This window comes from Streptomyces sp. NBC_01478 (assembly GCF_036227225.1).
Classification (GTDB): Bacteria; Actinomycetota; Actinomycetes; order Streptomycetales; family Streptomycetaceae; genus Streptomyces.
The window spans coordinates 4511711-4525379 of record NZ_CP109444.1 but is presented as its reverse complement, the minus strand read 5'-3'; the positions used below and the strand labels follow the sequence as shown (position 1 = coordinate 4525379).

Genomic DNA, 13669 nt, shown 5'->3' with positions numbered 1-13669 from the left:
GACCACGGCCACGGTCAGGGTCTCCATGTCACCCGGTGCTCCGCCAGATGCGCCAATACCGCGTGGTTCGCCTCCCACCCGTCCGGGCTGTTTCCACTGGCCGCCCCCGGCGGCGTGCCGGACTCCGTCCGGCGGGAAGGCGGCCGGGCGCTCGTCGGCAGGGCGGCGGGACGCCGGTTCACGGTCTCCATGTCACCCGGTGTTCCGCCAGGTGCGCCAGCACCGCGTGGTTCGCCTCCCACCCGTCAGGGAACTTCACCGTCACCCCAAGCTGCACCGGCTCCGTCGACGGGTGGTCGTCCAGGAGTTCGGTGACGCCCGCTCGGCAGATCACGATGCAGGCGTGCCGGTGGCGGGAGGCGAGGACGCAGAGGCGGCCCGTCTCCAGGTGGAAGGCGGTGGCGTCGGGGCGGCCGGAGAGGGGGTGGAGGACCACCGTGACGTCGAACTCCCGCCCCTGGAGCCGGTTCGCCGTGTCCACGGTGACGTCGGTGACGCCCAACTCGCCCAGCGCCGCCCGGATCGCCGCCGCCTGGTCCCGGTGCGCGGTGCCCACGGCGATGCGGTCGGCGGTCAGGGGAGTGGGGTCGGGCGATCGCTCCGACGTGGCCGCGCCGCCCCGGTCCAGCAGGCGCCGTACGACCGTCGCCACCGCCCGCACCGCCTCCGGGTCCGTACGCGGCGTATGGCGGGCCGGCAGCTCCAGCAGGCCCCAACCCGACTCCGCCGCCTCGTCGATCACCCGGTCCGGGCCCGAACCGTCCGACGGGACACCGAAGTTGAGGAGCCGGTCGCCGTGGTCCGTGCCGCTGCGGAAACGGGTGTACGGGTAGAACGCGTTCGAGACGAGAGGTGCCGCCGATGCCGGGAGTCGCCAGGACACCGGCAGGCGGTGCTGCGGCAGTTCGGGGTTGTGGGCCAGGAGTGTCGTCACGGCCGAGGCCGAGGGGTCGTACGACAGGCCCGCCCACTGCTCCGCGCCGACGATCGCGAACGGGTCCAACTGGCCCGGGTCGCCCACGAACAGCGCCCGCTCGAACAGCCCGGCCACGGCCAGCAGCGAGTCCGAGCGCATCTGGTACGCCTCGTCGACGATCGCGTGCCGCCACGGCTCGTCGACCTTGACGTGCGCCCACTTGGCCGCCGTCGAGATGACGACCGGGAGCCCGGCCAGCTCACCCGCCTTCGCCGACTTCCGTACGTTCGGCAGGTCGTCCAGCGCCTTGTCGTACGGGTCCGCGTCACTGCTGTGGAGGCGGCCCACGGGCAGCTCGCCGTTCTTCTCGGCGAGCCGGACGACGAGGTCGTCGACCTGCGCGTTGGTCTGCGCGACCACCATCAACGGGCGCCCGGCGTCGGCCAGTTCGAGCGCGGCCCGGACCACGAGGGTGGACTTGCCGGCACCCGGAGGGGAGTCGACGACGACTCCGCGCGCGGTGCCGTGCAGGGTGTCGCGGAGGATCGCGTCGGTGGCGCGGCCGGCCTCGGCACCGGCGTCGAACACGGCGGTCACAGCACGTCCTCCTCGGTCACCGGATCGGCCGACTCCTGTACGGCGGTCTCCTCGCCCGGCGGGCCGCCGTGTGTCCACGGTGTCTCCTCCTGGTCGGGCAGTTTCGCGCCGCCGCGCTGCTCGTGCTCGAACAGCGTGAAGCAGATCCGGTCGCCCTTCTCCGGCAGCGAACCGGTCTCCGGCTCCTTGCCGCGGCCCATCTTGTCGACGACCCGGAGGACGATCAGGGCGCCTTCTTCTTCGTGCCCTACGAACTCCGCCGACTGCGGCTTCCCGCCGAGCGACCGGAACACCTTCACCCGCTCCCCGAGATGCGGCCGGTCGTCCGTGCGCACCGTCACCAGCGGGCGCGGGCGGGGGCTCTTGCCCTCGCTGTACGCCATGACGACATCGATGACCTCGCCCGCGAACGCTTCTCCGGCGAGCCGTCGCCCGGCCATCACCAGCGGGTCGTCCAGGGCCTCCTGGGCATCGAGCCGGGCCTGCTCCCGCTCGCGCGTGGCGAGCTTGTTGGCCGCGGTGACCGCGTCGTCGCGGCGCGGCTGCGGGGGCTCACCGGCGACGATCCGGTCCCGGTGACCGGTGAACGACCAGCGGTCGCGGGTCCACCGGTCCACGGCGTGCGCGCCCTCCGGCAGGGTCCGCAGCAGGTCGATTCCGTGCCACACCGCGTCCCAGGTGGGGCGGGTGACGTTCTCGACGAGGGACCTGATCTCCCGCTCGGCGGCGGTGAGTTCACCGAGCCGGTCGTCGGCCTCCAGACCGTCCTCGGCGGCGGCGAGTGCGGTACGGGCGCGGTCGTAGCGCTCGATGGCGGGGGCGAGCAGCTTGTTGTCGAACGCCGGGTCCGTGGCCGGGCCGGCCGGCGGGCACACCAACTGGCCGCGCGCGTCCCGCCGTAGCTCCGCGTCGAGCGCGGCCTCGGCGCCCGGGACGCCGTCCGGCGGGTCGATCCAGGCGAGCAGCGCGCCCAAGTGCTGGTCCTCCAGGCTGGACTGGCCGGTGGCCCAGTGCCGGCCGAGCACCTCGGTGAGCGCGAGCAGCAGCGCGGAGCCGGGCACCCGGGCCCGCTCTCCGAAGTGCGTCAGCCACCGCCCCAGCAACGGCACGTGCGGGGGCGCGGGATGCGGGGTCTCCGGGTCCTGCTCGGCCGTACGGCGAAACCGCATCGAGCGCCCCAACAGCCGTACCAACTCGATGCCCGCGCGGCTCGGCACGATCAACTGCGGGGCGTCCGCGCACAGTTCGACCTCGACCTTGACGCGCTTCCCGGTCTCCGGATCGGTCTCGTTGCGCTCGGCCGCCTCGACGTCGTCGGCGTATGTGTCGATGTACGGCAGCACCACGTCCGCGAGTTCGGCGAGGAACGCGAACCTCAGGTCACGGTCACGCGGCTGCGGTACGACGAGCAGGCGCGGCGCGTCCCGGTCCGTGCCGACGAGCGCACCCAGGGGCGCCCCGGCCTCACCGGCGGTGGTGAGCGGCACGAGGACGAGGGGGCGCTCGGAGAGGTGCCGGTGGCGGACGGTGGCAGCGGGTTGGGCCCGGCCGGTGTGAACGGCCTCCAGCCGGGCGAGAGTTGAGATCAGCGACATGCGGCGCCCTCCTGTCGCGGGTCCAGGACTCCCTGTCGGCTTTCCAGCCCCTCCGGGAGGTGTGCCAGCGCCTCGGCCCTCAACTCGGCCGCTCTGCGCAGCGCGGCCACCGCCGGGTCGTCCGGGTCGCCGGACTCGCCGTGGGCCGCCGACAGGACCTCGTCGACCGTCGTCAGGTCGCCCAACTCGGCGCGCAGGGAGCGGCCGAGGGTGGTGACCGCGCCGGAGGTGCGGGAGTGGTCGCGGCAGTGGAAGGCGAGTTCGCAGGCGGCTAGGCATTCGGGGGCGTAGGCCGCGGGGACCGATTCGACCGCTGCGGTCAGCTCGGCGGCCGGGCGGTCGGGGGCGAAGCAGGTGCCCTCGGGGAGGGTGTCGGCGATGTCCTCGATGCGGGTGAGGCGGGCCAGTTGGCGACCGGTGACCGCGCGCTGCTTGCGGACGTCGACGGCGGACGCGGTCGGCAGGTTCGAGAAGTCCTTCGGGCAGACCAGGAGGACGCGGTGGCGGACTTGGGGAACCGGGTCCAGGCGGGCGGCGACCTCCTCCAGGGCCAGCACGTACACCGCCGACTGGCGGGCGGCCGCGCCGACCTTCGCCGGGTCCGCCGAACCGTCCAGCATCGGGAAGGACTTGATCTCCACGACCGTCCACCTGCCGTCCGGGTGCACGACCACCGCGTCCGGCTCCAGGAACGCGGGTGAACCCGCCACGTCGAGGGCGAGCATCGGGTGGTCCAGCAAGGTCCAGGCGGCGGCCTCGCCGGCCTCGCGCAGCGCCAGCGCCGTACGGGCCGCGCGCCCCTCGGGGCCGATCGCGGACAGGTCGGGCACCCGCGCGCGGGTCGGCGGCTCGGCGCCCGGGTCCAGCTTCTCGTGCACCAGGCGCAGCAGCTCCGCGCCGCCGTCCGCCTTGACCCGGGCCTCGAAGGCATTGCCCCGCATGAAGGCGAACTGGGACTGTCCGAAGGCCGACGGCGAGCCGAGCGCGTCGGCCAGCACCGCCTTGTTCACCCCCGCGCCGTCCAGGATCGCCCGGCGCTTGCAGCCCGGGTTCGCCGCCAGTGCCGCGAGGGCGCGCGCGTCCAGCGCCTTGGCCGGGACGTCGGGGCCGCGCAGCTCAGCGAGCCGGTGCCGGAGCGCCGTCCCCCGCGTCCGTGGGGGAGGCACCCGGCTCGGCTCCGGTACCGAGCTGTGACTCGCGCTGCCGTGGAATTCGTTCACCCGGGGAAGTCTGGCATCCGCCACTGACAATTGAGGTTTCAGTGCCACGAGAGGCGTCATGGGACGCGTCACGCGCGAGGTCACGGGAGAGGCCGGGAACGGCGTCACGGGAGCGGGCCGCGACGAGTGAGCCGTGCCCCTCGAACCGCGCCCTGATCCGGTCCGCGGCCTTCATCACCTGCGGCGCCAGCAGGAACCCGAGCCCCATCACGACCACACCCGCGACCGCGTCGAGGAGATAGTGGTTCGCGGTGCCCATGACCACGATCGCCGTCAGCAGCGGATAGGCGACACCGAGGACCTTCGTGAGCCGCGTACCGCCGTAGCGCCACAGCATCACCCCGCACCACAGCGCCCAGCCGCAGTGCAGGCTCGGCATCGCCGCGTACTGGTTCGTCATGCCGCCCAGGCCGCGCGGCGCGCTCGCGTCGCCGCCCCACCAGCCGTACGAGCTGTACTTGGCCATCGTGTCCACGAAGCCGTAGTCGGGGGAGAGCAGCCGGGGCGGGCAGGTCGGGAGGAGGGTGAAGCCGATCAGGCCGATGAACGTGGATGTCATCAGCCAGGTGCGGGCCGCGCGGTAGACCTGAGCGCGTGACCTGAACAGCCAGATCAGGATCGCGGGCGTGACCAGGTAGTGCAGTGATGCGTACCAGAAGTCGGCCGGGATGCCGAGCCAGGCCTCGCGCGTGAAGAGCCGGTTGAGCGGGTGCTCGGCGTTGATGTGCAGGAACTTCTCGATGCGCAGGATGGCCAGACCGTGGTCGACGGCGCTGGCCGTGTCGCCCCGGGCCAGCAGCCGGCCCGCCGAGTACGACGCGTACACCATGAGGATCAGCGGCAGCTCGGTCCACCAGCGCAGCCGGGGTCGCCGGTCCGCCTCGATGCCTGGTGTCTCGGTCTGCGGCATCCGATCGCCCTCCCCCTTCTGCTCTGGTGCGGTGCCCGGTGGTCCGGCTTCCCGGTAACCCGGTCGGGACACTTTACGGCGTGTGCGAGCGCTCCGTTTCGGGCGCCCCCGGACCTCAAAGACGCAGAGATCGCCCCCCGGGTTGCCCTTTTCAAGGGTGAGCGATGATGGAGTGACCCGCCTCTCGTTTTCTCCCGGAAGGGTCCCCCATGGCACCGCGCATCCTGTTGGCCCGGCACGGACAGACGGAATGGTCGCTGTCCGGGAAGCACACCGGCAGGACCGACGTCCCCCTCCTCGAAGAGGGCCGACGCGGCGCCAAGGTGCTCGGCGAACGACTGCACCGGGCCCCCTTCGACGGCCTCCCCGGGGTGGAGGTGCGCACCAGCCCGCTGGCACGCGCGCGTGAGACCTGCGAACTCGCCGGCTTCGGCGACCGCGCGACCACCTGGGACACCCTCATGGAGTGGGACTACGGCGCCTACGAGGGCCTGACCCCGGAGGAGATCCGTTCCGTACGCCCCGACTGGCTGATCTGGCGCGACGGCGTCCCCGAAGGGGAGACCCTCGCCGAGGTGACCGCCCGCGCGGACGAGGCCGTCGCCTGGGCCCGTGCCGAGGACCGCGACGTCCTGGTCTTCGCCCACGGCCACATCCTCCGTTCGATCGGCGCCCGCTGGCTGGGCCTGCCGCTCGACTTCGCGGCACGGATACGGCTCAATCCGACGTCCCTGTCGGTCCTCGGTTGGGCCTACGGAGACCCGGCGATCGAGAGCTGGAACGACCTGGGACATCTAGCCGCGTAGGCATGGGCGCCCTTTTCAGGGGCGCGGGGAACTGCGCGACCAGCCCCCACCGGCCCGCGGAATGACTACGCGGCGGTACGAGGCAAACTCGAGTGCCTCTCCAAAAACGTAGAAACCCCCGAAGCCCGCCGATGAGGCAACAGCACCCGAGCCGTCCCCGCCAACATCGTCTGAATCCGCGACGACTGCACCAGGTCCAGAAGATCCAGCACCCGCATCCCCGCAGTCGCCGCTTCGTCGGGACGCCCTCCCCGCGCGAGGTCATCCGCGAGCTCGGCCGTGTACAACGCGATGTTCCGAGTGAAGTGCGGATCCTGAAGCCGCGCCGCCCGCCGAGCGTGCCGCGCCGCCCGCTGCCAGTCGCCCAGCGTCGACCAGCACTGCGCCTCGAGCCCCTCCAACTCGGCCTCTCCGTAGAAGCTCATCCACTCGGGGTCGGCGTCCGAGTGCCCCCGCTCGAAGAGGGCCTGCGCACGGGCCAGCGCCTGTTCGCAGCCGGTGCGGTCGGCGAGCCCCGCCCAGCCGCCCGCCTCGCGCAGCGCGAGCAGCGACATCAGGCGGGCGGAACCCAGCGGGCGTCCGACGCGCTGCGCGGCCTGCGCGGCGCGCACCGCTTCCCGTGGCCGGCCGGCGTCCCGCGCGAGGAACGCCGTATTGCAGAAGGCGTGTGCCTCGAGGCCCGGGTCGCCGGTCACCCGGGCGGTGGCGAGCGCCTCCGCGTAGTGCGAGCGGGCGTCGTCGAAGCGGCCGGAGTCATGGGCCAACCAGCCCACCGAGATGGCGAGTTCACCCGCTCCGGAGTGCAGTCTCTCGGCGACCGACTGCCGGGTGGTGCCCGCGTCGAGCAGGGCGTAGGCGGCGCGCAGCGGGGCCGCCGCGCGCCGGTAGAGGCCGTCGGCGCCGTGCCGGTCGTCGAGCAGCCGGATTCTGCGGACGGCCTCTTCCAGGGCGCCCGCCTCGCTCGTACCGGGGCGGCGGACGGAACGTTCCGCTGCCACGGCGTCCAAAGTGAGCCCCAGGGGGCCCAGCGTGCCGGCGGCCACCGTGACGGTGCCGCCCCTCATGAATGCGCGACGCAGCACGTCGCTCTCCTCGTGGTTCTGTGGGTTCTCGTGCGTGTCGTACGGGTTCTGCGTGTCATACGGCTCGTACACCCCCTGCGTCTCACCCGTCCCGGCTGCCTCATCCGTGGTGTACGCCGGGCTTGTGGGGTGCGTCGGGGGCGTGTCCTCGGCGGTGCGCGCCCCGCGTCCGCGCACGGACGAGCGGGGGGCGAAGCCGAGGTCGGCGAGCGTGCGGCCGGGGAACATGTGCAGGAACACCCGTTCGTACGCGTAGTTGGGACAACGGATCTCACCGGCCTCGACGCGGCCCACGTAGCGCGCGTCGCAGCTCACCCGCTCGCCGATCTCCCGCGCGGACCGGCGTACGGCCGCGGCGAACTCCGCCGGTGAGCGCTGTCCGCGCAGCCGCCGGAAGGCGAGATTGGGTCTCGGTGGTTGGGGGAACGGGGACGGGGTCACCATTGACGACGCCATGGCCGGGTCCTCTCGTGCGAACCGTCGAACCATGCCGGATTCAGGGTGACTTGTTGAGTGACGCCCTGTTTCCAGCGGGCAAGAACGTACCTGCTGTGCATGACCCGCCACGCAGGGTTTGGCTACAAACCGGATATCTCATCCGGGATCTGCCATGAACTGCCATCCTTTGCGGCGCACTTCCGCCGTAGCCGTTGACGCTTCAACGCGTTGAACCCCGTGGATCCGGGAGCCACCCGACTCCCGACCCGCTCGTCCAAGGAGGGGTTCCGTGGTGGAGACCGGGATGGAGACCAGGCAGAGCGTCGATCCTCGAATGCCGAGCGCGGAGTGCAGTGCGCCCCCGTTCGTGGACTCGGCCTGCGACCTGGTGACGGTGCCGACGCGGCAGGGTCTGGAGGCGGTCGACATCCTGCGGCGCGGCGCGTGCGACGGGGTCGGCCCCGTCCTGCACGACGACGGCGACGACACACTCGGCTTCCTGGTACCGCCGGGCACGGCAGCGGCCTGGGACCTGCCGGGCAGCACCTGCACGGAGACCAACGGCCGAGGCCTGCACCTCGCCCCCGACCCCGAGCCCCCCGTCGAGGGCTCCGACTGGCTCCTGCCGCCGGGCGACGCGGACCTGGCCACCGACCCGGAGGTCCTGCGGGCCGCCCTGGGCGAGGCGGCTCGATTGATCGAGGCGGCGGACGGCTGTCGGTGACCGGCACTCGTCGGCGCCGGGCGCGCCGTACCGCCCAGGGCCCCCGATAATGGCCCCATGGGAAAGTCCAGGACCCCCCGGCGAGCCGCCGGCACCGCCGAAGCCGTCGTCGAGGCCGTCGACGGTGGGCTCGCCGAGTTGATACCCGATCGGGAACGCGCGCGTGCCTGGACGCTGCTGATCGACGGGGCGCCGCAGTCGTACGTCGATCTCGACGACCCGGCGTATCTGTCCTTCGAGTACCAGCGGCGGCTCGGGCACGTCATCGACCTCGCCGCGCCCGCCGGGAAGCCGATCCAGGCCGTGCACCTCGGTGGGGGTGCCCTCACACTCGCCCGGTATGTCGCCGCCACCCGTCCCCGTTCCACCCAGCAGGTCGTCGAGTTCGACGCGGCGCTCGTCCAACTGGTCCGGCGGGAGCTGCCGTTGGACCCGAACGCGCGGATCCGGGTGCGGTCCGTCGATGCCCGTGCGGGGCTCGCGAAGGTGCCCGAAGGGTGGGCCGATCTCGTGGTCGCGGATGTGTTCAGCGGGGCCCGTACGCCCGCTCACCTCACCTCCACCGAGTTCCTCGACGAAGTGCGCCGGGCCCTCAAACCCGGTGGGATCTACGCCGCCAACCTCGCCGACGGGCCCCCGCTCGCCCACCTGCGCGGCCAAATCGCCACCGTGGCCGCCCGGTTCGCGGAACGCGCGCTGATCGCCGACCCGACCGTGCTGCGCGGCAAGCGGTTCGGCAACGCCGTGCTCGTCGCCTCCGACCACCCCCTGCCGCTCGCCGAACTGACCCGGCGTGCCGCCTCCGACCCGCACCCCGGCCGGCTCCAACACGGCCGCGAACTCACCGACTTCACCGGCGGCGCCGTACCCGTGACGGACGCTGCCGCGGTCGCCTCACCGGCACCGCCCCCGTCGGTGTTCCGCTGAAGGCCACGCCCGTCTAGTAGTTGCCCACATCCACCCGCGGCGCCCCGTCGTGCCAGGTGCAGATCACCGACACCTTGCCCGTGCCCTTGGTGAACTCCACCCGGAGCCAGGACGGCGTCTTCCACACCTGCATCGACCAGCCCGTACCCGGCGTCGCCGACACGAGCGTCACATAGGCCGGCGTGAAGTCGAGTTCGAGCACCACCCGCCCGCCGTCGGTGTCGTAGCTCTTGACCTGGCCGGAGGTGGAGACGGAGGCGGAGGGGGCCGGGCTCGCGGTCGCCGTCTCCGCGGGGGTCGGATTCGGGGTGCGGGTCGGTGTCGGGGTGCTGGTCGGGCTCGGCGACGACTCCGCCCGCACCGAAGGCTCGGCCGGCGGCGTCGCCTCCTGCGCGCTCGCGCCGGCCGCCGTGATGGGCAGGGCGCGCGGCGGGTCGTAGGCCGTGCCCGTCATGACCGTGTGGACGCCCCACCAGGACAGCGTGACCGCCGCGCCGGTGGCGAGCGACCAGGCCAGCACGTGGATGAATCCGTTGACGAGTCCTCTGGGCATCGCGGCCATACTGCCTCACGCGCCCCACGGGTGTCCCACCGTTGGCCATGGCTTTGTCCACAGGCGGGAGTTGTCCACAGGCCCGGATGCGGGTCGCCCGCATGGCGTACGGTGCGGCGCATGGCAAGTGTGCTCGTGGTCGAGGACGACCAGTTCGTACGCTCGGCCCTCATCCGGCATCTGACCGACGCCGCACACACGGTGCGCAGTGTCGGTACGGCACTTGAGGCGCTGCGCGAGGTCGCCCATTTCCGTTTCGACGTGGTCATCCTGGACCTCGGACTGCCCGACCTGGACGGGTCCGAGGCCCTGAAGATGCTGCGCGGGATCACGGACGTCCCCGTGATCATCGCCACCGCGCGGGACGACGAGACGGAGATCGTCCGGCTGCTGAACGCGGGCGCGGACGACTACCTCACCAAGCCCTTCTCGGTCGACCATCTCTCCGCCCGCATGTCCGCGGTCCTCCGACGCTCCCGTGCCGCCACCGGCGAGGCACCCCCGTCCACGGTCCTCCGCGTCGGCGGCCTCACGGTCGATCCGCTGCGCCGCCAGGCCGACCTCGACGGCGTCCGACTCGACCTGACCCGCCGCGAGTTCGACCTCCTCGCCTTCCTCGCCGGAAGGCCCGGAGTCGTCGTCCCGCGCAAGGAACTCCTCGCCGAGGTGTGGCAGCAGTCCTACGGCGACGACCAGACCATCGACGTCCATCTGTCCTGGCTGCGCCGGAAGTTGGGGGAGACGGCGGCCCGGCCGCGCTATCTGCACACCCTGCGGGGTGTCGGCGTGAAGCTGGAGCCACCGGGAGCGGAGTCGCAGCGATGAGGTGGGCACTGGTCAGGGTCTGTCTGGCGATCGCGGCCATGGTCGTCGTCGCCTTCGCGGTGCCGCTCGGGCTCGTCATCAAGGAGATGGCCCGCGACCGCGCCTTCTCGAACGCCGAGCGGGAGGCCGCCGCCGTCGCCCCCGCGCTCTCCATCACCACCGACCGGGACCAGTTGGAAAAGGTCGTCGCCTCGGCCGGTGCGGACTCCGGGATGGCCGTCCACATACCGGCGGGGGAGGGGAAGGCCGCCCTCGACATCGGCAGGCAGCGCGCCGCAGACAAGGACATCGCGACCATACGGAAGCTGGGCCGCGCCTCCACCACCGAAGTGCCCGGCGGCTCCGTCCTGTTGCAGCCTGTCGCGCTCAGCTCCGGCGAGATATCCGTCGTCGAGGTGTACGTCCCGGAGTCCGAGGTCAGCAACGGCGTCGGCACGGCCTGGGCGGTGCTCGCCGGGGTCGGCCTCGCGCTGATCGTCGGGTCCGTCGCGGTCGCCGACCGGCTGGGCGTACGGATGGTGCAGCCCGCGCAGCGCCTCGTCGAGGGCGCGCAGGAACTGGGGGAGGGGAAGCTGGGCGCACGGGTGCCCGAGGAGGGGCCGACCGAACTACGGCTGGCGGCAGTGGCGTTCAACTCCATGGCCGACCAGGTCGTACAACTGCTGGCGAACGAAAGGGAGTTGGCGGCCGACCTGTCGCACCGCCTCCGCACCCCCCTCACCGTGCTGCGGCTCAACGCGGCCTCGCTCGGGGACGGGCCCGCCGCCGAGCAGACGCGGACCGCCGTCGCGCAGTTGGAGCGGGAGGTCGACACGATCATCCGGACCGCGCGCGAGGCCAAGCCGCAGACCGTGGCCGCCGGGCCCGGTGCCGGATGCGACGCGGCCGAGGTGGTGCGCGAGCGGATGCGGTTCTGGTCCGCGCTCGCCGAGGACGAGGGCCGCAAGGTGCGGGTGGCCGGGGTGGAGCGGCCGGTGCGGATACCCGTGGCCCGCGCCGACCTGGTCGCCTCCCTCGACGCCCTGCTGGGCAACGTGTTCCGGCACACCCCCGAGGGCACGGCCTTCGCGGTCGACGTGCACAACAGCGAGGACGCGGTGATCGTGCTCGTCTCCGACGCGGGCTCCGGCATACGCGATCCCGAGGCGGCGATGGCGCGCGGGCGCGGTTCCGGCAGCGACGGGTCGACCGGGCTCGGGCTGGACATCGTGCGCCGGCTCGCGGAGTCGACGGGCGGGGACGTCCGGATCGGCTCCTCGATGCTCGGCGGCACGGAGGTGCGGATCTGGATCCAGCTCGACGGGCGGGAGCCGGAGCGCAAGGGGCATCGAGGGGCCGTACGACGGCGTCGGCGCGGCAGATTGGTCTCTACCTTTAACCGTTCCCGATCCCTCCCTTAAGCGCACCCTAAGATCGCCGACCCCCGCCCGGATCAGGCACTTTGCCCGATTCCGGATCGCTAGCGTGCTGCCGCACCCACTCCCAGGCGGACAGCGAGAGCAGGCACGCGATGAGCACCCACCGGCGCAGGATCAGCAACAGGAACAAGGCGATCGGCGGAGCGGTCGCCGCGGCGGTGGTCGGTGGCGGCGCGATCATGCTGACCGGCAGCGCCCAGGCGGCGAGCGTCGGCGCGGCCTACACCAGGACCAGCGAGTGGTCGACGGGGTACACCGCGCAGTACGTCGTCACCAACACGACCGGTGCCCGGGAGAAGGACTGGACGCTGGAGTTCGACCTGCCGTCCGGTTCGAAGCTGAGCTCGCTGTGGAACGCCGAGTCGAGTGTGAGCGGGCAGCACATCACCGTGAAGCCGCCGAAGTGGGACCCGGACGGTCTCGCGGCCGGCGAGTCGGCCACGGTCGGCTTCGTGGTCAACGGCACGGGCCAGCCGACCGGTTGCCTCATCGACAACGCCAAGTGCTCGACGGACGGCACCGCGACCCCCGAGCCGACCGGCCGCCCCACGGGGACGCCCACGCCCACACCGACGCCGACCGCCAAGCCGACGGCCACGCCCACTCCCACCCGGACGGCCACGCCCACGCCCACTCCGACCCCGACCCCGAGCAGCGGCACCGGCACGACGACCGGCGCGGGCTTCGCCCCCTACGTCGACACCTCCCTCTACCCCGCCTTCGACCTGCTCGCCAACGTCACCGCGACCGGCGTGAAGAACTACAACCTCGCCTTCATCACCGACGGCGGCGGCTGCACCCCGAAGTGGGGAGGTGTGTCGGATCTCGGGAGCGACGGTGTGGCCGCCCAGATCGGCGCGCTGCGCGCCAAGGGCGGCGACGTGCGGGTCTCCTTCGGCGGCGCGTCCGGCTCCGAGCTGGCGACGACGTGCGGTTCGGCGAGCGCGCTGGCGACGGCCTACGGCAAGGTCGTGGACGCGTACGGCCTCACCAAGGTCGACTTCGACATCGAGGGAGCCGCGCTGCCCAACACGGCGGCGAACACGATCCGCGCCCAGGCGACAGCGAAGCTCCAGCAGCAGCACCCGAACCTGGACGTCTCCTACACGCTCCCCGTGATGCCCGAGGGTCTGACCCAGGACGGGGTGAACCTGTTGTCCAATGCCAAGTCCAACGGCGTGAAGATCAATACGGTCAACATCATGGCGATGGATTACGGACCGGCGTACTCCGGAAATATGGGAACGTACTCACAGCAAGCGGCTACTGCTACACAAGCCCAAGTCAAGAGTGTTCTCGGGCTCTCTGACGCTGCTGCATGGAAAGCGGTTGCAGTGACCCCGATGATCGGCGTCAACGACGTGTCATCGGAGGTCTTCACGGTCGAGGACGCGAACGGGTTGGCCGCCTTCGCGAAAGCGAAGGGTCTGGGCGGCCTCTCGATGTGGTCCGCGACTCGCGACAAGCAGTGCCCCGGCGGCGCCAAGCCCACCGCGGACGCGACCTGCAGTTCGGTCGTCCAGGGCACGTCCGCCTTCACCAAGGCCTTCGCGGCCTTCCAGTAGGCGCCCCACGGGCCCCAGGGGTCCCTCGCGGCCCCTGTGCCCCAGCCTCCCCGGAGCGGACGTACGGTCACTCGGCCGTACGTTCGCTCCTTT

At 72.1% G+C, this 13669-nt stretch carries 12 protein-coding genes; 6 read left to right on the top strand and 6 right to left on the bottom strand.

The genetic code is table 11. The features are described 5' to 3' along the window. Nucleotides 1–178: 178 nt before the first annotated feature. From OG223_RS20255 to OG223_RS20240, 4 genes are read right to left on the bottom strand one after another with little or no spacing between them, the layout of a single operon-like run. The gene (locus OG223_RS20255; protein WP_329250392.1) at nt 179–1513 is read right to left on the bottom strand and encodes an AAA domain-containing protein; all 1335 of its coding nucleotides are present in this window, start codon (nt 1511–1513) and stop codon (nt 179–181) included. Further along, nucleotides 1510–3108 carry a hypothetical protein gene (locus OG223_RS20250; protein WP_329250389.1) on the bottom strand — a complete coding sequence of 533 codons (1599 nt, stop codon included), beginning with the start codon at nt 3106–3108 and terminating at the stop codon, nt 1510–1512. Before OG223_RS20250 ends, OG223_RS20255 begins: the two co-directional genes overlap by 4 nt. Further along, on the bottom strand, nt 3099–4274 hold the full coding sequence (locus OG223_RS20245; RefSeq protein ID WP_329265393.1) for a hypothetical protein: 1176 nt from the start codon (nt 4272–4274) through the stop codon (nt 3099–3101). The genes OG223_RS20250 and OG223_RS20245 overlap by 10 nt, the downstream gene beginning before the upstream one ends. Further along, nucleotides 4225–5238 (bottom strand): phosphatase PAP2 family protein, encoded by a 1014-nt coding sequence (locus OG223_RS20240; RefSeq protein ID WP_329250386.1) that lies wholly within the window; start codon nt 5236–5238, stop codon nt 4225–4227. Before OG223_RS20240 ends, OG223_RS20245 begins: the two co-directional genes overlap by 50 nt. A gap of 209 nt (nt 5239–5447) precedes the next feature. Here OG223_RS20240 and OG223_RS20235 point away from each other — a divergent pair, with 209 nt between their 5' ends. Beyond that, nucleotides 5448–6044 carry a histidine phosphatase family protein gene (locus OG223_RS20235; RefSeq protein WP_329250383.1) on the top strand — a complete coding sequence of 199 codons (597 nt, stop codon included), beginning with the start codon at nt 5448–5450 and terminating at the stop codon, nt 6042–6044. A 65-nt stretch (nt 6045–6109) separates the two neighbouring features. Here the strand turns inward: OG223_RS20235 and OG223_RS20230 are convergent, their stop codons facing one another. Then, a complete protein-coding gene (locus tag OG223_RS20230) occupies nt 6110–7582 on the bottom strand; it encodes a hypothetical protein (protein WP_329250381.1) in 1473 nt (490 codons plus the stop codon). Nucleotides 7583–7853: 271 nt separating this feature from the next. Here OG223_RS20230 and OG223_RS20225 point away from each other — a divergent pair, with 271 nt between their 5' ends. Together OG223_RS20225 and OG223_RS20220 are read left to right on the top strand one after the other, a co-directional pair. After that, complete coding sequence (locus tag OG223_RS20225; RefSeq protein ID WP_329250378.1) at nt 7854–8288, top strand: hypothetical protein; 435 nt, start codon at nt 7854–7856, stop codon at nt 8286–8288. 57 nt (nt 8289–8345) lie between these two features. Continuing rightward, a complete protein-coding gene (locus tag OG223_RS20220; protein WP_329250376.1) occupies nt 8346–9215 on the top strand; it encodes a spermidine synthase in 870 nt (289 codons plus the stop codon). A 13-nt stretch (nt 9216–9228) separates the two neighbouring features. On the opposite strand, the gene OG223_RS20215 is transcribed toward OG223_RS20220, so the two are convergent. Continuing rightward, on the bottom strand, nt 9229–9777 hold the full coding sequence (locus tag OG223_RS20215; protein WP_329250373.1) for a hypothetical protein: 549 nt from the start codon (nt 9775–9777) through the stop codon (nt 9229–9231). A gap of 111 nt (nt 9778–9888) precedes the next feature. Here OG223_RS20215 and OG223_RS20210 point away from each other — a divergent pair, with 111 nt between their 5' ends. The 3 genes from OG223_RS20210 (at nt 9889) to OG223_RS20200 (ending at nt 13576) form a co-directional block, all read left to right on the top strand. Next, nucleotides 9889–10593 carry a response regulator transcription factor gene (locus OG223_RS20210; protein ID WP_329250370.1) on the top strand — a complete coding sequence of 235 codons (705 nt, stop codon included), beginning with the start codon at nt 9889–9891 and terminating at the stop codon, nt 10591–10593. Then, complete coding sequence (locus OG223_RS20205; protein ID WP_329250367.1) at nt 10590–11993, top strand: HAMP domain-containing sensor histidine kinase; 1404 nt, start codon at nt 10590–10592, stop codon at nt 11991–11993. The genes OG223_RS20210 and OG223_RS20205 overlap by 4 nt, the downstream gene beginning before the upstream one ends. Nucleotides 11994–12103: 110 nt before the next feature. Further along, nucleotides 12104–13576: a glycoside hydrolase family 18 protein gene (locus OG223_RS20200; protein WP_329250364.1), complete on the top strand. Its 1473-nt coding sequence runs from the start codon at nt 12104–12106 to the stop codon at nt 13574–13576. Nucleotides 13577–13669 lie beyond the last annotated feature (93 nt).

Excerpts from the sequence above, each read along its gene's own strand:
- OG223_RS20210 (WP_329250370.1), top strand. The coding sequence starts at position 9,889 with ATGGCAAGTGTGCTCGTGGTCGAGGACGACCAGTTCGTACGCTCGGCC.
- OG223_RS20240 (WP_329250386.1), bottom strand. The coding sequence starts at position 5,238 with ATGCCGCAGACCGAGACACCAGGCATCGAGGCGGACCGGCGACCCCGG.
- OG223_RS20215 (WP_329250373.1), bottom strand. The coding sequence starts at position 9,777 with ATGGCCGCGATGCCCAGAGGACTCGTCAACGGATTCATCCACGTGCTG.
- OG223_RS20200 (WP_329250364.1), top strand. The coding sequence starts at position 12,104 with ATGAGCACCCACCGGCGCAGGATCAGCAACAGGAACAAGGCGATCGGC.
- OG223_RS20235 (WP_329250383.1), top strand. The coding sequence starts at position 5,448 with ATGGCACCGCGCATCCTGTTGGCCCGGCACGGACAGACGGAATGGTCG.
- OG223_RS20230 (WP_329250381.1), bottom strand. The coding sequence starts at position 7,582 with ATGGCGTCGTCAATGGTGACCCCGTCCCCGTTCCCCCAACCACCGAGA.
- OG223_RS20250 (WP_329250389.1), bottom strand. The coding sequence starts at position 3,108 with ATGTCGCTGATCTCAACTCTCGCCCGGCTGGAGGCCGTTCACACCGGC.
- OG223_RS20220 (WP_329250376.1), top strand. The coding sequence starts at position 8,346 with ATGGGAAAGTCCAGGACCCCCCGGCGAGCCGCCGGCACCGCCGAAGCC.
- OG223_RS20205 (WP_329250367.1), top strand. The coding sequence starts at position 10,590 with ATGAGGTGGGCACTGGTCAGGGTCTGTCTGGCGATCGCGGCCATGGTC.